The organism is Ruminococcus flavefaciens, from assembly GCF_900108555.1.
In the GTDB taxonomy this organism is placed as follows: domain Bacteria; phylum Bacillota; class Clostridia; order Oscillospirales; family Ruminococcaceae; genus Ruminococcus; species Ruminococcus flavefaciens_P.
In genome coordinates this window covers 1-21173 of the sequence record NZ_FNWV01000010.1, presented here as the reverse complement: position 1 = coordinate 21173, position 21173 = coordinate 1, and the positions used below count along the sequence as shown (strand labels likewise).

Here is a 21173-nt window from a genome sequence, read left to right as displayed (position 1 = left end):
CTCTTTTTCCTGAAAGGTGTGTTCATAGACGGGGTGTGTGCGAGTCCGTCTCAGTTGAAGCGTCCGGAGGTATGTTAGACACTTCACGGGGGGAACAATGAAGTTTTTTATGAGTGTGTTTTTCCTTGGTATGACTATATTATATATCATGGGGGACGGATTTGCAATAACAGAGCAATCACGGTTTGAATACAGTTTGGAAATCAATTGCTTACGGAATGTATTTCATCGGTTACATAATTCTGACAATATTTACAATAATATTTATGTGTGCTGTAAGAAATTTCTTTGTACTTTTTTTCGCTTTCTGCATAATATAATGTAAGCGGCAATATGAGCGCGTCGTCAGGAGGTGGAGCAGTCTTGTTCCCGTGAATAGCTTCCCGACATACGGCGAAGCTTCGGAAGGCTGCTTTCATATAAAATAAAGCTGCCGAGACTTCGGCAGCTTTGCTGTTTATCTGTAGTATGAGTCGATACCAAGGTATTCTTCAAGGCACAGACCGCTGTTGTAAACTGCTGTGGCTGTATCTACTCCGAGATATCTTATATGCCACGGTTCATAGCGATAGCCTGTTATGGCTTCCTTGCCCTTTGGATAACGGATTATAAAGCCGTATTTGTGAGCGTTCTTTGCGAGCCATTCACACTCGGGAGTTCCTAAGAAATCATTGCTTATGGAATTTACGTCTATGGCAAGACCTGTCTGGTGTTCCGAATGTCCCGGTCTTGCGGAATATGTATCGGCTGCTGCCTGTCCGTCGGAAGCTACATAGTTATTGTATATCGCTTTCTGTGTAGCGTATGAACGGAAGCCTGATGAACACTGTATCTTGAGTCCCAGCTTTGCAGCATCTTCTGCAAGCTTGTTGAAGCTGTCAAGTGCAAGGGGATTAAGTGCAGTCGCACTAAAGTTTTCGGGGAGACTGTAGGTCTTGTTTACAACTAATATACCGTCGATATATGTTGCACCGTTTATTGTCTGAACAAGGTGTGCGGACTGAGTTACTGTAGTTGTGGCAGTTGAAGTAGTTGTAGTGGTCGATGTTGTGGTAGTTGAAGTCAGTGTCGTAGTAGTTGTTGTTGTGGTAGTAGTTGAAGATGTTGAAGAAGTAGTGACAACAGAACCGCTGTGTACTGTAACTGATATATCAGCCTTTATATTCGGGTTTGCTTTGCTTATTACTGATATTACGCACTTTCCTGGTGCTATACCCTTGATATTGCCGTACGCGTCAACGCTGGCGATTGCAGGATTTGAGCTTGTCCATACTTCCTCGGTGTTTTCTGCTGTTAATGGGAGCATTGTAACGTATGCGATATCCTTGCCGCCCACAGCAATATCCATTTCGTATTTGCTAAGCTTTATCTCTCTTACCTTTTTCGGATCGGTTACTATAACATTTATAGTTGCTTTTACATCAGGATTTGATCTGCTTGTGACTGTTATTGTACAGGTTCCTTCGGAAACACCGCTTACCCAGCCTGATGGATCAACGGTTGCGACGCTTTCGTCAGAGCTTTTCCATGTTTCTTTCTTGTTTGTCGCACTTGAAGGAAGCATCGTCACATAAGCTATATCGCCGCCGCCTATAGGTATGGACATATTGTATTTGCTGAGCTTCATTGATGTTACCTTGTTGGGGTCCTTTACTGTGACCTTTATCTCAGCCTTGACGGCAGGGTTGTTTATGCTCTGTACGGTGACTATGCAGTTTCCTTCAGCAAGAGGGAATATCCAGCCTTCGTTGTCAACTATTGCTACGCGCTCGTCGGAGCAGCTCCATATATCACGATAGTCTGTTACAGTCAGTGGGAGCATAGTAACGTATGATATTCCGCCGCCGTCGCCTACAGTAAGAGTCATCTCGGTCTTGCTGAGCTTTATTCCCTGTACTTTGTAAGGATCCTGATAAGTAGTAGTTGCAGCGGTAAGTGTAGTTGTTGATGTGGGAACAGCTGTTGTGGTCACGGAAGTAGTTGTAGCAGCAGAACTTGTAACGCTTGTTGTTGATGTTGTTGGAGGTGCTGATACTATAGATACGACAGGTGCAGCTGTTGTAGTTGTTGATGCAGCAGTAGTCGATGATGTTACAGCCTTTGTGGTCGTAGTTGAGGAGGCTGCTGCTGTTGTTGTTGTTGTTGTTGTTGTGGTTGCTTTAGATGATGAAGAGGTTTTTGAGGTGGATACAGCAGTTGTGGTCTTGGAGACAGTTGTTGATACAGCTGTCGTTGTAGTCGTGGCAGGGGCTGCTGTAGTAGTGGTCGTTGTTGTGGACGGCTTGTCAGTCTTGAGGAAGTCCTCAAGCGAAAGAGTCCCGTTTGTGGAGGCGTAGGAGTAATATGAAAGTATGCACGAAGCGTCGATAGAATCAATGTGATGATCTGTGTTTACATCAGCTGCATTAGCCTGTTCAAAGGTAAGACCTGAGGACATATTGTTTGAGATCTTTGCGTATGCCTTCAGTATCAGCGATGCATCGTTTGCGTCAATAAACTTGTCGTTATTCACATCACCAAGAGCGTTTATGGCGGCTGCCTGTGATGCTCCCTTAACGGAATGAATGTTGGCTTGTGCTGTTACTTCCGCTGTATCTGCATAAGCGATCGCAGCTGAGCTGTTTGAAGTAACGTTGTGAGGATATTCAGCGTTGGCAGCGAATGTGGAAAGCTGTCCTGTACATAATGCAAAGGAAAGCACAGACACTAAAAATCTTTTGACATTCATATTTTTCTCCTTCTATAATTGTGTCGATATATATCATTTTGTGCTTTTTACAACACGAATACCGCTTATTGTTATATGATTATGTTAAACGGCAGATTTCATTATATCACGCTTGGAACTGAAATGGAAGATGAAACGCGAAAAAACAAGGCTATTTTGACGTTTTTCGGTGTTTTCCATAAAAAAGAGCTGCCCGATAACGGCAGCTCTTGAACAATGTTTGTTTTTTATATAATGTATAATTTTACCATTTTTCGGTAAAACAGCTTGTGAAAAACGGTTTGTCCCGAGATCATCTTCTTATTTATATGACTCGGGAAGCTCAGTAATGAGATTGAGAAGTCTCTTCTGTATAGATGCAGCATCGTTTGATGTGAGTCCTGTACCGTTCTGGTATACGTCACCGTTTGCGATACCCTGTTCGGTGATGTGGTGATCGTCAGTACCATTTACGCCGTACTTGTTAGGATTTGCAAGGCTCTGCATTATGATCACGGCGTCGCTGAGATCCATGTCGCCGTCGCAGTTAGCATCGCCCCATACTGTTACCTTTGGTGTGGGCGAAGTAGTCGTTGTGGTGGTTGTAGTAGTGGTCGTGGTCGTAGTAGTTGTTGTTGTCTCAACTACATCGTAGTATACCTCGATATCGTCAACTGTGATAGAGTCGGACTCACCGTAGTAATAGCCGAATACGACCTTTCCGTCAGGATTTACGATGTTCTTTTCGGGCTTGTCACCTGTGATGGTCGTAGGAAGTACCCACATTATCTCTGCGGACTTGCCTGCGTTGAGTATAACAGAGTTTACAGGCTCCTGATACCAGTAATCATCAGCTTTATTTGTCGTGCCTGTACCTGTGCCGTAAACAAGCTTCTTTACGTCCTTCTTTGCGGAAACATCAAATCTGATAGCGTAGACCTTCATATCTTTCTCTATACCAAGGTCGGCATAATCAACTTCAAGGTTCTTCTTAGAATCAGATGTAGCTGTGCAGTCAAGCGACTTGCCTATAGTATTCTTTACAGACTTGGTATAGGGGATAGTCTTGGTTATTGTATATGTAAGTGCAGCACTTGTGATAGTAACATCATCTTTTTCGGTGATCTCGGTATACTTTGCAGCATCCTTTGTGCCGTACCAGAACTGGAAGCCGATAGAATCGTTTCCTGCTGTGGTCTGATATTTCTGTACTTCGGCAGGAACGTCCCATACACATTCTATCCATTTGCCGGCGCTTTCGAGAGTCGTACCTTCGCCTATATCCTTGATACCGAATTCAACGCCTGCGTCCTCGAATTCCTTGCGTGAGTCCTCGCCCATTTCGTTGTACCAGTAGCCGGCAGTATCCTTGCCCTCTATTATACCGCTCTTAGCGTATTCTGTATCGGCAGGAGAGCCTTTTTCTACGTTGGTTCCGCAGCCGTACATGAATTTATCAACGTCGAAATCTGTCTCGACGATAACATCAAGTGACTCTATGGTAATGCCCTCGGTCTCGGTTATGCCGAAATCGCTGTACTTGAATTTATGGCTGTTGATAGGGGAGTCGTCTGTTATCTTTTCTCCCTTTGAAGTGTAATAGTCCTCATCATAGCCTACTGTGAGCTTATAATCAAGGTCATCAAGCTGTTTTGTTACAGTTGATGAAATTGTAGCAGTACCGTCCTTGTTGTCCTTGAAGCTCCATGCGCCGCTCTTTGCGTTCTTTGATGTTGTAGATGAGCTGCTGCTTGAAGATGAAGAAGATGAGCTGCTTCCACCCTTGAAATCAACACTTGTGAGAGTTACGGAGTTGTCAACCATATCACTCTTGGAGTTATCCCAGTGTGCTGAATAATAGCATCTGAATTCAAATGAGCCGCCCGGCTTTATACCAGCCTTTTTAAGGTCGATAGTGATAGTGCTCGATGATTTGTCAAGCTTGCAGGCAGTACCCTCTACCTTTGAATTTTTTCCGCCTTCCATCCACTTGCCGCTCTTGTCAAGTTCGAGCCAGTAAGGATCTTCCTCAGTTGAGCAGCCGAAGCCGTATGAAAAGCTCTGTCCCGAGTAGCTTGTGCTCAGAGTGAATGTAACAGAGTCAGCACCGCCCTCCGGGAAAGTGCCCTTGTATACAGAGTCTACCTTCATAGTCTGAGACAGCCCTACGTTTCTGACAGCTGCTATATTTCCCGACGGAGTTGCAGCAACAGCGGGCATAGCATATAACGGAAGTGCAGTAACTGCCATTGCGAGGCTCATTACAGAAGCGGTTATTCGGTTGGAGAGATGGTTTTTCATTGTGTATCATCCTTTCAGATAAGATTAAATAAAATAAGATAGTACATTGCTGTACACGCACATTATAGCACTCTTATGACATTGAAATGTTAATAAATTGTTAACAAGCAGTGAAATTCGGCATAATGTTTTAAGATGTTATGAATAATTTGTGAAAAATTGCTAATGATATGTATCTGTATGAACAAAAAAGCTCCGCTGTACATTAGTACAGTGGAGCTTTTGATATCAGTTTGCACTTGTAGTTGCTGTCGAAGAAGACTGTGTGGTCTTTCCTTCTTTCGGAGTCTTTTTTATCTCTACCTTCTTATCGCCTACAGCCCATACGTTATCATATGTATAACACGATACAGTAACATTATACTTGAACTGATCGCTGGAGGTGTCTGCTCCGAGGAGGTTGACACGGGCACTGAGATCCTTTGCTGTGAGTTCGTTGATTATGTCCTCAGGTCCTACGATCTTGACTTTTACCTGACCGGTAAGTATTGTATAATCATTGTTATCGCTGGGTTTGTTGGTCAGAGGTATATCGTCACAGTTGATAGTGACCTCCTTAGATGAAAGACCGTCGCTGTTGAGAGTAACATTGATCTTGTCTATTCCCGATATATTCTTCAGGTTGCTGTCTGCCAGCAGCTTATCTATCTCTGTGTCCCATGAGTATCCGATATCAAGAGCACTGAGACGTATAGGTATTGTCAGTGTATCAGGGATATTCGACTCGTTATCCTTTGCCGCGATCGGGATACTTTCAGGTGTTATAGTGAAATCAAGGCAGTCGGGATCAAAGTTTTCGGGCCATACTCCGAGGCTTACATCAAGCTTTACGGTCTTTTGTATACGTACAGGTATATGCATACTTATACTCTGTGCTTCAGCACCGAATTTGATACCCGTATCATCAAGACCTGTTCCGTTTTCGTCAAGTATCTGGAAAGATTCGCCTGCTATATCCGATTCTCTGTCAAGGGTAACATCTTTATTTGATACCACATAACATTCAGCGATCTTTGCAAGCTTCTGGGAAGGACCTGTGATCTTTATCTCATCGGGAGTACAGGTGACCTCATCGTCATAATAAGACATACCTTCTACAGTTTTTAAATTCTGGAGCTTTGGCTTCAGCTGTATGGTTTTTGTCTCAAACTTATCAAGATATACCTTTATCGTTGACGGCGAGCAGCTGATATTTGACATTCCCGAGCCGTCCTTGCTTTTTACTTCAACTTTAAGCTCTCTTGAACCTATGGTGTCTATATTGCTAAAGTCAACGTAGGCTATTACATTGTCATTAGTGAGCTTGCTGAAATCGGTACGGCTGCAGTCGAAGCTGATATTTACGGTAACTTTTTCGGGAGAAAGTACCTGCAATCCGTTTTCTGCTGCGGAAGTACCGCTTACATCAAGAGATACGGGAATGTTGTACAGCTGCTTTGAAGCAGAAGGGTACATCTTCATAGCTATTATGAGCCAGCTTGCTATGGCGCATATCAAAGCTATGACGAAAAGTACAGCATTGCTTTTGGTGTCTTTTGTGTTATGAGTTTTTCCGTTACTATAAAGGTTCATTTTTTCTTCCTCCTTTCGGAGAATGAAGAAAATAAATTCTTTTTGCCTATAGATATCTCGGTTTTATCGTTGAAGAGCATTTCTTCGAGAAGTGTTTTCAGCTTATCACGTGTATAATCTCTTGTGAGAGTACCGTTTACTGCTACGGAGATCTGTCCTGTTTCCTCGGAAACTACAACGACAACGGCATCTGAGTTTTCGCTCATACCTATTGCGGCTCTGTGTCTCGAACCGAGCTTTTTATTGATTATTGCGTCATTCTGCGGCTTTGGCAGGAAGCAGGCTGCGGCGAGGATAACGCCGTCTCGCATTATAACAGCACCGTCGTGGAGCGGTGTTTTCGGGTAGAATATATTTCCGAACACTTCCTTGCTGGGTGTTGCGTTAAGTATAGTGCCTGTTTCGATCTGTTCGCCAAGCCTCACCTGTCTTTCAACGACGATAAGTGCGCCTGTACAGGTTGCGGAAAGCTCTACACATGAATCGCATATTGCTTCGATAGCAGGCTCCCAACGCTGTTTGATCTCATCGGTGCTCTGTCCGATACCGAAAAGACGTATTCCGAAACGGGTACGTCCTGCTTTTTCAAGTGCTCTTCTGAGTTCGGGCTGGAAGAGGACTATCATTGCAAGGACTCCCATACTGAGAGCTCTGTTCAGCAAATAGCTTACGACCTTGAGGTCAAAAGCAACGCTTATAAAATAGCTGGCAACAAGGAAAAGTATTCCCTTTACAAGCTGACCTGCGCGAGTTTCGCGTATAAGTTTCAGCAGAAGATAGATAACGTATGTAAGGATAAGAACGTCTATTACGTCTATAGCTCTGAACGTACTTACTACGCTGAGAAAAGCGTTAAATACCTCCTGCGGCGTGGTTTTGAACAATTATATACACCCCCTCGGGGAATTATTACACATATTTATTTTGCGTGATCTGTTTATGTATGAGGACGGCTGTCCTCATAGCTGACTGCGCAATACTATAATATTATTGTACCACAAATTCAGATAATTTCAATAGTTTTTTAAGAATTTTGTAAATTTTTCATTGTCTTAACAAAAAGTACAAGATTTTTTACTTCGGTTTCTGTATTAAATACTGACGGTGCAAAACGTACAGTGCCGTTTTTTGTTCCGAGGGAAGCGTGAGCAAGTGCTGCACAGTGGTATCCTGCGCGGAGACAATAGCCTTTTTCGGCAAGCAGAGAGGATGCTTCCTCAGATGAAAAGCCGTCGATATTGAAGGAGACGATAGGAGCATATTCCGCATTGCTGTCACGATAGAAGGTAATGCCTTCTGTATTTTCAAGCATTGAAATGAACATTCTGCAAAGCTTTTCTTCATGGCGGCGTATATTTTCCATGCCGTAGGAGTTTATATAATTTATCCCTGCACCTACGGTTACTGCACCGATGATATTCGGTGTGCCGCTTTCAAGGCTGTCGGGGAGCATATCAGGCTGGAAAAGACGCAGGGAATCGCTTCCCGTGCCGCCCTGTATTATCGGAGATAAAGGGAAGCTGCCGTCAGTTATAAGGAGACCTGTGCCTGTGATGCCATAAAGTCCCTTATGACCTGCGGTACATAGTATATTTATGCCGCTTTCGAGCTTTATATCATATATTCCGCATATCTGTGCGCCGTCTGCTATGAAACATATGCCGTTTTCACGGCAAAGAGCGGCTATTTCCCTGTAGGGGAGAAGCTGACCTGTGACATTGCTTGCAAGTGTGCAGACTATCGCTTTTGTGTCGCTGCGGATAAGGCGGCGGAAGCTCTCCACAGTCTGCGCTGAATCAGCAAAGACTTCGGCTATTGAAAGAGATATGCGCTTTTCGGCTGTAAGAGTGAATGAGGGACGGGTAGCGGAATTGTGTTCGAGACTGCTTATGATAAGGTGTCCGCCGTCTTTCATTACGCCCTGTATAGCCATATTCAGAGCGTGAGTACAGTTAAGAGTAAAGACGGTGTTTTCAGTCTGTGCGCCGAAAAATTCTGCTGCGGTCTCACGGGCGGAGTAAAGAGCCTCTGAGGTACGCATGGCAAGCTCGTGACCGCCTCTGCCTGCATTGCCGCCATAGCTGCGAATGGCTTCTGCGGCGGCTCGGCGTACGGACAGCGGCTTGGGATAGGTGGTGGCTGCGTTGTCAAAGTTGGTCATCGCCTTCACCTCCGTTATTTACGACAGAATAGGGTATACCGCGGCTTTCAAGGAGCTTAACTGCGCTTTCGCTGCCGCCTGCAATGTGGACTGAGTAGCCGCAGCCCCGTTCGGAGCTCTTTTCTCGCCTTTTTATCATGCATGGATAGCCCCGTGACCGCAGAAGCCGCTGTGCTTTGACAGCGTAGGTATATGAGGGCATATCAAGAATACTGTTGGTCAATAGTATCACCCCTGACTGCTGCGTATTGCGCAGGTCAGCAGGAAATGCGGTACTGTTTATTATATGCCGATATGACGGAAAATGTCATAAAAAGTGAGAACTAAAGTGCGATGTTTTGATTTAAGTGAGTAGAGAGTAGTGAGTAGAATGATCGAGTTCGCTGCGATCAAATTATTAAAATTATATCGCCGTAGGCGACACCACAATTCTCAATTCTCAACTTTGCGTGTATGCGCTGAATTATGATCTATCTTTGTCAATAACATAAAGCCACAGCACTTCTGAATGATATCAGAAATACTGTGGCTTTAAATTTTGTGTAATGTTTGAAAACTTTATTTTATCAGAGCTGTTCTGCGATATCGTATACAAGTTTTTCTGTCTTTGTCCAGCCGAGACATGGATCTGTGATGGACTTGCCGTAGATATTTTCGCCTATCTTCTGCGCTCCGTCTTCGATATAGCTCTCGATCATAAGTCCCTTGACCAGCTTCTTGATGTCATCGCTGTGGCGCATACTGTGAAGTATCTCCTTGGATATTCTTATCTGCTCTTCATATCTCTTGCCTGAGTTTGCATGGTTGGTATCAACGATAAGAGCAGGATTTTTCAGTTCCTTTTCTGCATATGTCTGTGCAAGGTTGTAAAGATCCTCGAAGTGATAATTCGGGAAGGACTGTCCCTTGTCGTTGACATAGCCGCGGAGGATAGCGTGTGCATAAGGATTGCCGTCACTTCTTACCTCACAGCCTCTGTATATGAATGCATGGTGGTGCTGTGCGGCAGTGATAGAGTTCATCATTACGGAAATATCGCCGCTTGTTGGGTTCTTCATACCAACAGGGATATCAACTCCGCTGGATACCAGACGGTGCTGCTGATTTTCTACGGAACGAGCACCGATAGCGATATACGAGAGAAGGTCGTCAAGGTAGCTGTAGTTCTCGGGGTAGAGCATCTCATCGGCAGATGAAAAGCCTGTTTCCGAGAGAACTCTCATGTGGAGATGTCTTACAGCGATGATACCGCTTTTAAGGTCAGGCATAGCGGCAGGGTTTGGCTGGTGGAGCATACCCTTGTAGCCTGCACCTGTAGTTCTTGGCTTACCTGTGTATATTCTCGGTATCATCATTATCTTGTCGCTGACCTTTTCCTGAAGCTCACGCAGACGGGTGATATAGTCAAGTACGCTGTCCTCATTGTCGGCGGAACAAGGTCCGATGACGAGGAGAAACTTGTCAGACTCGCCGCTGAATATCTTCTTTACTTCTTCGTCACGCTTAGCCTTGATGTCGATGAGCTCCTGTGAGAGCGGATGAGCAGCCTTCAGTTCAGACGGGTGAGGCAGCTCGCGGATAATATTAAGTGCCATATTACATTTTCCTTTCTTGTTTGAAAAAGCGTTTTACGCTTTGAGCCAGTCTGTTCCGAAACGGAGAGACAGTTGGTCGCAGAGTACGAGAGCGGTTATGCTGTCTGCCACTACTCTTGCACGGTGAACTATTGCTGGATCGTGTCTGCCCTTTATCTGCAATGTTGTATTTTCAAGTGTATTGAGGTCGATAGTTTCCTGCTCTTTGTAGATCGAAGGAGTGGGCTTTATAGCTGTTCTGAACAGTACGGGCAGTCCTGTGGTGATTCCGCCGATGATACCGCCGTTGTTGTTGGTATCGCTGTATACCTTTCCGTCAGCTGAGCGGAATGAGTCATTGCACTGACTTCCGAGCATATCCGCTACGGCAAAGCCTGCACCGAATTCCACGCCCTTAACGGCTGGGATACCGAAAAGTGCATGAGCAAGTACGCTTTCGAGAGTATCGAACCACGGTTCGCCTACGCCTGCTGGAAGTCCAGTAACGATAGTTTCAAGTCTGCCGCCTACGCTGTCGCCGTCGTTCTTTGCAGCAGTTATCGCAGCCTGCATCTCCTCGGCTCTCTTTTCGTCAAGAACAGCGAATTCCATAGAATTGAGCTGCTTTATGTCATCTTCGATGTTATTGAACGGTCGGTCATAGACTCCGCCGCACGATAAGATATGAGTTGCTATGTTTATATTTTTAGAACGGAGAGCACTTATCGCAACTGCGCCTGCCGCAACTATTCCTGCTGTTATCCTGCCCGAGAAGTGTCCGCCGCCGCGGAAATCCTGAAAGCCGTGATACTTCATCTGTGCGGAAAAGTCTGCGTGTCCCGGACGTGCCTTGTAAGCGAGCTCGCCGTAATCCTTGCTTCTTGTGTCCTGATTTTCTATGATAAACGTCATAGGAGTTCCTGTAGTTTTTCCGTTAAAGACTCCGCTGACTATCCTTACCTTGTCTGCTTCACGTCTTGCTGTGGAAAGAGCACCGATAGACTGTCTCAGCTGCATCTGCTGTGCGATGAAATTCTCATCTACGGGGATACCTGATGCCATTCCGTCAAGCACTGCACCGATAGCTTCGCCGTGGCTTTCGCCGAAAACTGTTACGGAAACGCTTGAACCAAAGGTGTTTTTCATTATTTCATCTCCCTGATAACGTTTTATGCCCCGATATCTATATTCGGAACACTATTAAATTATATCACCGAGTCTGAAATATGTCAACACGGCAATTTAACGATTTGCAGGTACAAAGCGCTAAAGTAAATAGTGATTTTGTATAGGCGCAGCTGCTCCTTTTTGTCGGATTTGACATCATTGACTTTGACGATATATCGTGTTATAATCAGAAAAGAGAGATCGGTGACGGGAGCTGATAGTATGGACATTATGAGTTTTTACAAGGGCGAGGAATTTGAAGCATATAAATATTTCGGTGCTCATATCACTGAAAAGGGCACTGTTTTTCGTACATATGCGCCGAATGCGTCAAAGGTATCGGTAATAGGCGATTTCAGCGACTGGAAGGATATCCCCATGAAGCCTGTTGAGGACGGCAGGTTCTTTGAGTTATGTCTGCCCGAAGCTGAGGAGGGTATGCGGTATAAGTACCGAATTTACGATAAAAAAGGTAAGTTCATCGACCATTGTGATCCCTATGGCTTCGGTATGGAGGTGCGTCCGGGAACTTGTTCCGTCATAAGGAGCATCACGGACTACTCATTTACAGATGATGAATGGCTGAAAAAGCGTACAGACTGCCATGACAAGCCTATGAACATATATGAAGTGCATCTCGGCTCATGGAAAAGGCGTTCAGATGAAGAGGAGACAGGCTGGTATTCCTATGCTGAAATAGCTGACGAGCTCATCGCTTATGTTAAGGAATACGGTTATAATTTCATCGAATTCATGCCTCTCAGCGAGCACCCATGTGATGAGTCTTGGGGCTATCAGAGCACGGGATTTTTTGCGCCGACTTCCCGTTATGGGACTCCCTCAGACCTTATGGAGCTTGTGGATAAATGCCATAAAAACGGCATTGGCGTAATAGTTGACTTCGTTCCTGTGCATTTTGCGGTCGACCACTACGGGCTTACGGAGTATGACGGCACTAAGCTATATGAGTACCCTGACGACAGTGCAGGATATAACGAGTGGGGAAGCCGCAACTTCAATCACTCGAAAGGCGAGGTAAGATCGTTCATACAGTCGGCTGCGGATTACTGGCTGAGCGTGTATCATTTCGACGGACTGCGCATGGACGCTATCCGCAATATGATCTACTGGAACGGTGACGAACGCCGCGGAGAGAACCGTACTGCAATAGAGTTCATAAAAGCTATGAACTGCGGACTTAAAGCACGTCATTCTTCTGCTGTCATAGCCGCTGAGGACTCCTCAGCATATCCGAGAGTAACGGCTCCTGTTTATGCAGGCGGTCTTGGTTTTGACTATAAATGGGACTTGGGCTGGATGCATGATACGCTGGAGTATTTTCAAAGTGCGCCGATGTACCGCTCACGGGACTATCATAAGCTGACTTTTTCAATGCTTTATTTTTATAATGAGAAGTTCATTCTTCCGCTTTCGCACGATGAGGTAGTCCACGGAAAGGCTACAGTCGCACAGAAGATGAACGGACAGTATCCCGAGAAGTTTCCGCAGGCAAGGGCTTTGTATATGTATATGATCGCTCACCCCGGCAAAAAGCTGAACTTTATGGGAAGCGAGTTCGCTCAGCTGAGGGAATGGGACGAAAAGCGTCAGCAGGACTGGGATATGCTGAAATATCCGCTGCATGACTCTTTCCGTGAGTTTATCAAAGCTCTTAATAAGATATACCTTGAGCATAGTGCGCTTCACTACGACCATGATCCCACAAACTTTGAGTGGTCTGACTGTAATGCAATAGAAAGGTGCATTTACGCAATTCGGAGAAAGTCCGCAGAAGGCGATATACTGGCAGTGTTCAATTTCTCGGACTGGTTTCAGTCGAAATACTCCGTCCGTATAGGCGAAGAGTACAGTGCAGAACTGCTTCTCGACTCCGACGATCAGCTCTACAGCGGTACTACACCGCATGGAAAAACAGCATTTTCGTGCAAAGACGGCAGTCTCAATATGGATATCCCGCCCTTCAGCGGCAGAATGTTCCTGCTGACTAAATAATACACAGAGCAGGGGAGCTCCTCTGCTCTTTTTGTTATAATATTATTTTTTTACAATTCTCTTGATTTCCAAGCAGCAGTGTGATATAATATTATAGTAATTTTTATGCAGTGGTATCGAAGTGGTCATAACGGACATGACTCGAAACATAGTCGTTTTTGAGCTTGCCGCACTTTGATTTTTCCCTGTTCTGCGTGGTTTCGGCGGTGTTCGCAGTTGCGTTTGTAATTGGCTTTCTCGCAGTTTTCTCGCAGTTTTATAGTTAAATTAAATACGCAGTGGTATCGAAGTGGTCATAACGGACATGACTCGAAATCATGATGCCCCTTGAGGGACGTGGGTTCGAATCCCACCCACTGCGCCAAGCCAAATGCGGAGTATTCCGCGTAGTTCCGCCTTTTCGAGAGGCGGAACTTTTTTGTTATAGCGCAGTTGCTTGCATAATGACCGACTTGTTTTTTGCGAGAAAACTGCAATTGCCTTTCAGTTTATGTTATACGGCTGTTGATTCGTTTGAGAGTGCTTTAGCAATCGCCTCCGCACTCAGCTTCTTGCTTTCGCTGTCCACATGGCTGTACACGTTGCTGGTCGTACCTATGTCGCTGTGACCGAGCCACTCCTGTATCAGCTTCATCTGCACTCCGTTGGCGAGAAGTAAGCTGGCACAACTGTGCCGCAGGTCATGGAAGCGTATCTTCCGCAGACCGTTCTTGCGGAGCACTATCGGGAAGTGGTCCGATACATAGTTGGGACGTATCAGCTCTCCCACAGCGTCTACGCAGATGTAGTCCTCGTACTTCTTGCAGTATCCTCTGCCGAATGCCTTCTTCATTTCTGCCTGATGCTCACGCTCGGCGATGAGTGCCTGCTCGACTACAGGTATCAGCGGAAGCGTTCTGTACGACGATTTCGTTTTCATTACATCGTAACCTGCAACTCCGTCCTCGTCCTGCAACACCTTGTGCTTGATGCTTATGGTCTTGCCTACGAAGTCCACCGCCGACCATTTCAGCCCGATGACCTCGCTTCGGCGGAGTCCATAGTATGCAGCTATAACGATGACGATGTGCAGCGGATCGTCCTTTGTGCAGTCGATGAGCTGCTTTATCTCCTCAGCGTTATAGTAGTTTCCGATGAACTGCACCGACTTCGGGCGGTCAGCCTGATCGACAGGATTTGTCGGAATTATACGACGCTTCATTGCAGACTTGAATGCAAGGTGCAGGAGCGAATGGTGCCGCTGACAGCTTGTGCCCTTCAGTCCTTTGGCTCTGAGGTAAGCGTAGTACTCGTTTATCTCGTCGCCGGTTATCTCCTTGACCTTTATCTTCATCTTCTTGAAGAATGGTATCATGTGTACGTCCATGTACCGCTTGTAGCTTGTGTATGTGGACTTCGTGATGTTGCCCTTGTAGGACTCCAGCCACTCCGCAAGGTAGTCCTCAACACGCATATCAGCTATGCGGTTACGCTCCTTGTCGGCTCTCGACATACCTTCGTGCAGGTACTGGTCACCAAGATTGTACTGCTCCAACACCTCGTTCAGACGGTGGTTGGCTTCGGTCTTGGTGCCTTTCTTTGCGTCCAGTCCGAGGGAGCGCCACTTTTCGTGACGCTTACCGTCGGCATCGTATAAGTTTATAACGGCATACCATTTGCCGCTTTTCTCGGCCAAATGTCCTGTGGTTATTTTCATTGGCATCCTCCTTTCAATTCCCAAATCGTTCCTTATCGTGACTTTCGTCACGACAACAATACCACACTTCTCTCGAAAAATCCATACCTTTCACCTCATTTCGGCAGAAGCACTAAATAGTTTCTCTCGTTTCGGCAGAAGTCAACAAGAGCGGGCTTCGGAATAATTATCTTCTTGCCCAGTCTTATCGCTCCGATACTTCCATTTTTCACGAGCTCGTAAGCCTGATTCTTTCCAATGCGGAGCAGCTTTGCTGCCTCTGGGACAGTCAGCACGTCCGGTTCGTTTCTGAACATTTCTGTATATCTCATTCGTTCCTCCTGTTATTATTTCGCTTGTGTTTCTCGTATGATCTGCATTGTTCATTTTAACTTTCTCCTTTTGAATTATTAAGAGAGCGGTGGTTAGCCGCTCCCTTTGATACGAAAATGGGTACGGTGTTTTACCGTACTCTCTCCATTTGATTTGTTATTTCAGGTTCTCGCTCCTGCCGAACATCACATCTATTATCAGTTCGGTGCAGTCACGGAAGCCTTGTATGTAGCTTTCAGCTACCAATGTCTCGGACAACATTCCCTGCATATCCGTTATGTTGTTGAGTAGCTTCTTATCGTCAGCTGACAGTCGTTTCTCCAGTCTGTCGCACATCTCGAGGAGCTCCAGACTTCGCTTTGCATAATCGGAGTCCTTCCTCACATCGTGCTGACACGGTATGACGTTCCCGTAATACAGATCCTGCAACTTCATCGCCGCGGTCACCTCCTGACCAACAATCATACCACAGCTTCCAGTCGAAATCCATTCATCAGAACCACTGAATGTTCGCTGTTGATACTGAGCAGAAGCACTACAAGGGTATTGGCTTTCACGATACCCTTATTGCAAAGGATGTCACGTTTGGTGACATCCTTTGGTGATTGAGACGCCGTCACGTTTCGTTACTTCGTCTACTGACCGAACGAATCGTTCTGTCAGCTCATACCTTCCAATATGGATGATTTGAAGGCGCTGCCATTTTGGCAACACCTGTCGGTACTGTACAATCTGTTCGGTACCAGCAAAGGGATGAACGGTTCGTTCACACCCGCCCCGAATCAGGGCGAGTTCAGTACGGTGAACGCCTCGTTCACCGTGAGCTACCGTCGTGTTTCCATACATCAGCTCAGTCCGTTTTGGACACCCCTTTGCTGCCCCTGCGATTCGCCGACTCAGGTGGCGAGGTGGCGATTCACCACCCCATCGTCGTGACGGGATATTACATCCCGCCATAACGAATGTCCATTATGGGAACTCTATCCTGAGCTGGGAATGAGTGCAGTTCTGTTTCGGACTTCAAGTACCGTTACGGTAGCCCAGCTACGAATAATAACTCACGGACGTTTTATCCCTGAGTTAGTTGAGTCCCTGATTCAGGGAGTCATAGCTTATCCCATGTGTATTCCGTGAGCTTCCTTTCGCTCTCGTTCCTCGGCGAGTGCCTTGCGGTCAACGTGCTCACGTGCGTATTCGGTATCGTCAGTAGGCTCAGACTCGTCCTCGATTATCGAAGCCACAGCAGCAATGCCACCGATGATATCAGGTGCAGCACTTCTATCAGCACCACCAGTCGAAGCAGTCTGAAGCCGTGACTTCTGCTCTGCTCTTCGGAGCATTTCAGCTGCGATAAGGTCTGCTCGTTCAGACTCCCAGCCTGTGATACGAGTTCCTTCGCCGCCTGATCCAGCTTCGACACCTCTGCCGTCACGTTCTGTGACGTCTGCTCCTGTATCTCCTTTCCCTGTTCCAGCAGCTGATTGTATATCGTCTGCTGATTTCGCAGGTACCGTTCCATCTGTGCATATGTCATTGTCTCGTCTGTCTGAGCCTTGACTTCGAACAGCGTATCTGTCAGAAGCTTCAGCTGTGATATCAACGCCAGCCAGTTGTGTTCCTGGACGCAGACCATAGTTGGTATGTCCTGTGTCTCCTCCAAATTCTGCTTGGAGGCTTCTTTCGCTTCTTCGTATTTCGAACTCATATTCCATATTCTCCTTTCTGTATTTCGCTTCGTGAAGCTTGTTGTCGCGGCATCTCCTGCCGTTGGGACAGGTGTATGTGATGTACTTTCTGCTGTCCTCCCACTTGACATCGTAGCCACACTGCTTCATATAGAAGCGGAATTGTTTCTTTGACTTTGCTCTTTTCATGACCATGTCTATTGTATTGATGAGATTCATTTTCCAGCTCTCACCTCGCATTGCAACACGGTACTCACCGTTAGTGATACCGTTGCTCTGCTTGTGAATCTCAGGTTTGCTGAGAGTTGTCACTCCGTACTTCTGACAAATTTCATCGCTGAGCTGCCGTAGGTCTTGCAGTGTGAACTTGTTTGAGTGGTACTTCAAACCTGTCTCAGCATTAACTGCGTTGAGCACAAAATGTGAGTGAACGTGTTCAGCGTCGTTGTGAGTTGCGACTACAACTTCGTGACCTTTGAACGCTCGCTCTGCAAACTCAACAGCTATCTTGTGAGCAAGTGCAGGCTCTATCTTGTAGCCGCTTGGGTGCGACTGTACGAAGTGATAGTAACGAATGCCGTCAGTCTTGCCGTACATCTCTCTTGTATTTTGGAATTCTTGATAGGCTGTGGGCAGCGAACAGTTGAGAGCCGTCACGAACTTTTTATTCTCGGTCTTGTCATCGCGGCAGATGTAGTCCAGACTTTTCTTGCCGCCGCCACCACCTTTTGTACTAATAGCTGTGACCGTCGCCACTACTTCACCTCCCGTAAGAGCTGACCTATCAGCTCCGTGACCTTCCTGTGCTCGTCGAGGAGCGGCTGGAAGTTCACGGCGGTCAGCCTGTCCATATTCGCAAGTGTAGCTATCTGATTCAGGTTTCGACCGATAGCTTTCTGCTGCCGAACTATCTCATCGATGCCGTTGGCAACAACGATTTTCTTGCCCAGAGCACTCCGCATTACGAAGTCATTCAGCCTTAAGCCGTGCCTCTCAGCCAGTTCATGGATACGTCTGCTTTCTTCCTCTGTGCAGCGTATCGCTATGGTTGCGTTTCTCCGTCTCATAGAATCCCTCCTTTTCTTCCGTTTTGTAAAATGTTTCAGCGTGCCGACAATTATACTTCCTGTCCGTAAGGACTATGCGGAGGCACAATTGGGAGCGGCGGCTCGCCGTAAGTGGGTTCGGGCTTCTGCCCGACAAGCAAAGGCGGCAGGCGGAATGCCGGCAGCTATGCTTGCCAACCCAGTGGGGTTGATTTTTCTCGGGTACCGCCACTTTTCCCTCTGCCATTAGTATCTGTGCGGTATCGCCACACTCGCTCCACGTTGCGCCACAATCGCTTTTATCGCCGCAGGTGGGGTAACTACCCGATTTCTGTATCGGCGGCAAATATTGGCGTTTTGGTGCCTCACGGCTGAAACGGCTCGACTTCAATACCTTGCTCCGCTAACTTTTCTGTGATTCGGTTCGCTGCCCACTCAATAAGTTTATCACCAACAGGGACAGCAATTGTTTTAACATCACTGGCAGAGGGAGTATCGGTTTGCGAAGATATATCAGCGTTTGAAGACGTTTCAGGGACAGCAGGGGCACCACTTTCAGGGTACAGTAATTTACTGCCACTGCTGTCCCTATCAGCTTCGTAACGGACACAGATACTGCGAGTGCCGTTACTTTTTGTTTTGCCATAGCTGATACCGAGCGAGTGAACTTCTTCATCGTGCTGCAATAGTTCTCGGTACATCCAGTTGTTTTTGAATTCCTCTGACGGAAACTTTTTGCATAACAGTTCACACAACTCAGACGCACTTCCGCGGAACTCTTTTCGCTCCAGCATAAAATCATGTATCACAGACGGGAAGTTATCAGGCTTGTCCTCGGGCGGCTTGTCAAGCAGCTTCCACTTTGCTCCGTCCCTGATAACATTTATGTCGAGTGACGGAGCACCGCGACCGCTGATGTTCAGTACTGCATTCTTGCTGTCTGACTTGTGCGTAAGAACGAGCAGACCATCTGCTGCACCCGGGATACCATTCGTGCCAAGTATCATGTTGTTCGGATTGGAGTCCTGCTGCTTTCTGTTGTGATGAACAAGAATTATTGCGATGCCTAACTCGTCAGCAATAGATTTCAGCGTTGATACGTCCTTGTAATCACTGCCGTACTTCATGTCAACAGTTTCGCGCACCTTTTGCAGAGTATCAATGACTATCAGCTTCAGGTCTGAGAATGTTTCCTTGCACTTGCGCAGATCATCTTCGAGACCGTTACCGAGAGTGTTGACAAGTAAAACATATTGCAGATTATCCGTCGGCTCATCTGTCAGCTCATACATTCGCGTCTGTAAATTATCAGACGTATCTTCAAGTGCCATGTACACCACATGACCTTGATCTGTTTTGCGTCCGAGAAACTTTTCACCTTTGGCAATAGCAAGACACATATCCATCATCATCCACGATTTACCTATCTTCGGATCACCTGACAGTACATGGAGACCGGGATAGATCATTTCGTCAACGATGAAGCGCCGCTTTTTCATCGGAGTGTTCATTATCTCGACGCTGCTTTTGAACTCAATTTCGATTCGTTTTGTCAATAAAAATCATCCTTTCTTCATAAAAATGTGGGAGCAGTATCCTTTATGCAAATCGACCTGTTTTTGCATAAGTTTTTGACCGCTCTGAAACATTTTCCGAAACACAAATTGATTATTATGGGAACTGACCTTTTCTCACTAATTCTCACTAAATAATAAAAACAGCTGCACTGCCCATAGAATAGAGCTTGGCAGACATTTCAACTCAAAACTGTTACTATGACAGTTTTGAATGTTTTTAGGGTAAAAATGAGCGTTTCGGAATAAAAATGTGGGAGCAGTATCCTTATTGCATTTTGGCAGGTTTTGTGATATACTTTTAGCAGGTGGTGAGACCATGAAGTACAGGATATATGATCTGTCCGTCAGAGCAATGCTCAACTACTCCAAGCCTGACGGACTGTTTTACAAAACAGTTATTGATAAAAATGCACTGCGGAGCTGTCTAAAACACTCCGCACACGAGCAGGACGACAACGCACTTTTCTATCAGATAATGTGCGTGCTGCACGGTGACGATTTCAAATATGACGGCGCTGAACTTGTGACGGACCTTTCCGATGTTATTTTCTACGCAGACTTCTCACAGGTGTTTGACCGAGACGCATCGCACCCTTACTATGCACAGCTCCAAGAGAAGGCTGCGGCACTTTTCACGAACAGAGGTGTGGAGATAGACTTCGGCAACGGTATGCACAAGTACGTTGCGTTTGAGCGCTCCGCAAGCATGAGCAGAAATGCTGTGCTGTCATTTATCCGTGAGGACCTTTTCTGGAAGGTCACAGAGCGCATTCGCCTCGGCATGGAGATAACCAAGTGTCAGCTCAGCAAGCTGTACGCATACAACGGACTTATGCTCTCAGGCGGCATTCGTGTTGATGGAATAAACATCGACAAGCCGCACAGAGTTATCGTTGTGGATAATCAAAAACACACTGTTCACGACACAGATGTTATCACTGTTGAAGACGATGGCAGCGACAATGCCGTTCGGAAGTATCATCGTGTTGAGCACAGGGAGAGTGTGGATATTCTCGGTTATGACGGAGAGGGCATTATCTCCAAGGAGTTCGCCAAGGTCATCAATAAAAAGCTGAACGGCGAGCATACCTCGTTTCAGATACGACTGCCGTACATCAAGGGAATGCTGCATCAGATAGATATTCACGACTTTTTCAAGAGCGCAGGAGTTGTAACGCTCACCGACATCTGGGGAGTTGAGCACAAGGTTGCTGACGTTGATATTATCCTAACCAAGAGTATGTTCAAGGGCTACAGTTGGCTCTGCGATAACAATATGAGCTGGGAGGACTATTGGGACGCATTCCGCAGATACAGGCACGCTCTGTACATCTCTGGTGTAAGCAAAGACAGTCCGCAGAA

Annotated in this window: 17 protein-coding genes and 1 tRNA gene; 4 read left to right on the top strand and 14 right to left on the bottom strand. The window is 46.2% G+C overall.

The window, feature by feature from the left end; all coding sequences use genetic code 11:
- Positions 1-457 precede the first annotated feature (457 nt).
- Positions 458-2728 carry a D-alanyl-D-alanine carboxypeptidase family protein gene (locus BLW60_RS12630; protein WP_074717959.1) on the bottom strand — a complete coding sequence of 757 codons (2271 nt, stop codon included), beginning with the start codon at positions 2726-2728 and terminating at the stop codon, positions 458-460.
- Between the two features lie 81 nt (positions 2729-2809).
- Here BLW60_RS12630 and BLW60_RS17300 point away from each other — a divergent pair, with 81 nt between their 5' ends.
- Positions 2810-2941 carry a hypothetical protein gene (locus BLW60_RS17300; protein WP_278289922.1) on the top strand — a complete coding sequence of 44 codons (132 nt, stop codon included), beginning with the start codon at positions 2810-2812 and terminating at the stop codon, positions 2939-2941.
- Between the two features lie 87 nt (positions 2942-3028).
- Here BLW60_RS17300 and BLW60_RS12625 read toward each other — a convergent pair whose 3' ends face one another.
- From BLW60_RS12625 to aroC, 7 genes are all read right to left on the bottom strand, one after another.
- On the bottom strand, positions 3029-5008 hold the full coding sequence (locus tag BLW60_RS12625; protein WP_074717957.1) for a DUF5620 domain-containing protein: 1980 nt from the start codon (positions 5006-5008) through the stop codon (positions 3029-3031).
- Between the two features lie 228 nt (positions 5009-5236).
- Positions 5237-6580 carry a CdaR family protein gene (locus BLW60_RS12620; RefSeq protein ID WP_074717955.1) on the bottom strand — a complete coding sequence of 448 codons (1344 nt, stop codon included), beginning with the start codon at positions 6578-6580 and terminating at the stop codon, positions 5237-5239.
- Positions 6577-7464 carry a diadenylate cyclase CdaA gene (gene cdaA / locus BLW60_RS12615; protein WP_074717953.1) on the bottom strand — a complete coding sequence of 296 codons (888 nt, stop codon included), beginning with the start codon at positions 7462-7464 and terminating at the stop codon, positions 6577-6579. The genes BLW60_RS12620 and cdaA overlap by 4 nt, the downstream gene beginning before the upstream one ends.
- Positions 7465-7604: 140 nt before the next feature.
- Positions 7605-8741: an aminotransferase class V-fold PLP-dependent enzyme gene (locus BLW60_RS12610; RefSeq protein ID WP_074717951.1), complete on the bottom strand. Its 1137-nt coding sequence runs from the start codon at positions 8739-8741 to the stop codon at positions 7605-7607.
- A complete protein-coding gene (locus tag BLW60_RS12605; RefSeq protein WP_081348258.1) occupies positions 8728-8964 on the bottom strand; it encodes a putative Se/S carrier-like protein in 237 nt (78 codons plus the stop codon). The genes BLW60_RS12610 and BLW60_RS12605 overlap by 14 nt, the downstream gene beginning before the upstream one ends.
- 343 nt (positions 8965-9307) lie before the next feature.
- Positions 9308-10336 carry a 3-deoxy-7-phosphoheptulonate synthase gene (locus tag BLW60_RS12600; RefSeq protein ID WP_074717949.1) on the bottom strand — a complete coding sequence of 343 codons (1029 nt, stop codon included), beginning with the start codon at positions 10334-10336 and terminating at the stop codon, positions 9308-9310.
- A gap of 33 nt (positions 10337-10369) precedes the next feature.
- Positions 10370-11461 carry a chorismate synthase gene (aroC, locus tag BLW60_RS12595; RefSeq protein ID WP_074717947.1) on the bottom strand — a complete coding sequence of 364 codons (1092 nt, stop codon included), beginning with the start codon at positions 11459-11461 and terminating at the stop codon, positions 10370-10372.
- A gap of 243 nt (positions 11462-11704) precedes the next feature.
- Here aroC and glgB point away from each other — a divergent pair, with 243 nt between their 5' ends.
- Positions 11705-13495 (top strand): 1,4-alpha-glucan branching protein GlgB, encoded by a 1791-nt coding sequence (glgB, locus tag BLW60_RS12590; protein ID WP_074717945.1) that lies wholly within the window; start codon positions 11705-11707, stop codon positions 13493-13495.
- 275 nt (positions 13496-13770) lie between these two features.
- A tRNA-Ser gene (locus BLW60_RS12585) sits at positions 13771-13859 on the top strand.
- 129 nt (positions 13860-13988) lie between these two features.
- Here the strand turns inward: BLW60_RS12585 and BLW60_RS12580 are convergent.
- From BLW60_RS12580 to BLW60_RS12555, 6 genes are all read right to left on the bottom strand, one after another.
- The gene (locus BLW60_RS12580; RefSeq protein WP_074717941.1) at positions 13989-15191 is read right to left on the bottom strand and encodes a tyrosine-type recombinase/integrase; all 1203 of its coding nucleotides are present in this window, start codon (positions 15189-15191) and stop codon (positions 13989-13991) included.
- A 95-nt stretch (positions 15192-15286) separates the two neighbouring features.
- Positions 15287-15502, bottom strand: coding sequence for a helix-turn-helix domain-containing protein (locus BLW60_RS12575; protein WP_031561560.1), 216 nt, complete (start codon positions 15500-15502; stop codon positions 15287-15289).
- Positions 15503-15659: 157 nt separating this feature from the next.
- Entirely contained in the window at positions 15660-15938 is a 279-nt protein-coding gene (locus BLW60_RS12570) for a DUF6809 family protein (protein WP_074717939.1), read from the bottom strand.
- Between the two features lie 677 nt (positions 15939-16615).
- Complete coding sequence (locus BLW60_RS12565) at positions 16616-17944, bottom strand: relaxase/mobilization nuclease domain-containing protein (protein ID WP_051629781.1); 1329 nt, start codon at positions 17942-17944, stop codon at positions 16616-16618.
- Entirely contained in the window at positions 17944-18255 is a 312-nt protein-coding gene (locus BLW60_RS12560) for a plasmid mobilization protein (RefSeq protein WP_051629783.1), read from the bottom strand. Before BLW60_RS12560 ends, BLW60_RS12565 begins: the two co-directional genes overlap by 1 nt.
- Before the next feature lie 344 nt (positions 18256-18599).
- Entirely contained in the window at positions 18600-19790 is a 1191-nt protein-coding gene (locus tag BLW60_RS12555; RefSeq protein ID WP_074717937.1) for an AAA family ATPase, read from the bottom strand.
- A 337-nt stretch (positions 19791-20127) separates the two neighbouring features.
- Between BLW60_RS12555 and BLW60_RS12550 the strand changes: the two genes are divergently transcribed.
- Positions 20128-21173 (top strand): RNA dependent RNA polymerase (locus tag BLW60_RS12550; RefSeq protein ID WP_431768015.1); only part of this gene is annotated, 1046 nt, incomplete at its 3' end.

What these genes read in the sequence shown, in the direction of transcription:
- BLW60_RS12620 (WP_074717955.1), bottom strand. Translation starts at nt 6,580, where the DNA reads ATGAACCTTTATAGTAACGGAAAAACTCATAACACAAAAGACACCAAA.
- BLW60_RS17300 (WP_278289922.1), top strand. Translation starts at nt 2,810, where the DNA reads ATGTTAAACGGCAGATTTCATTATATCACGCTTGGAACTGAAATGGAA.
- BLW60_RS12630 (WP_074717959.1), bottom strand. Translation starts at nt 2,728, where the DNA reads ATGAATGTCAAAAGATTTTTAGTGTCTGTGCTTTCCTTTGCATTATGT.
- aroC (WP_074717947.1), bottom strand. Translation starts at nt 11,461, where the DNA reads ATGAAAAACACCTTTGGTTCAAGCGTTTCCGTAACAGTTTTCGGCGAA.
- BLW60_RS12580 (WP_074717941.1), bottom strand. Translation starts at nt 15,191, where the DNA reads ATGAAAATAACCACAGGACATTTGGCCGAGAAAAGCGGCAAATGGTAT.
- BLW60_RS12610 (WP_074717951.1), bottom strand. Translation starts at nt 8,741, where the DNA reads ATGACCAACTTTGACAACGCAGCCACCACCTATCCCAAGCCGCTGTCC.
- BLW60_RS12575 (WP_031561560.1), bottom strand. Translation starts at nt 15,502, where the DNA reads ATGAGATATACAGAAATGTTCAGAAACGAACCGGACGTGCTGACTGTC.
- BLW60_RS12600 (WP_074717949.1), bottom strand. Translation starts at nt 10,336, where the DNA reads ATGGCACTTAATATTATCCGCGAGCTGCCTCACCCGTCTGAACTGAAG.
- BLW60_RS12560 (WP_051629783.1), bottom strand. Translation starts at nt 18,255, where the DNA reads ATGAGACGGAGAAACGCAACCATAGCGATACGCTGCACAGAGGAAGAA.
- BLW60_RS12625 (WP_074717957.1), bottom strand. Translation starts at nt 5,008, where the DNA reads ATGAAAAACCATCTCTCCAACCGAATAACCGCTTCTGTAATGAGCCTC.
- glgB (WP_074717945.1), top strand. Translation starts at nt 11,705, where the DNA reads ATGGACATTATGAGTTTTTACAAGGGCGAGGAATTTGAAGCATATAAA.
- BLW60_RS12570 (WP_074717939.1), bottom strand. Translation starts at nt 15,938, where the DNA reads ATGAAGTTGCAGGATCTGTATTACGGGAACGTCATACCGTGTCAGCAC.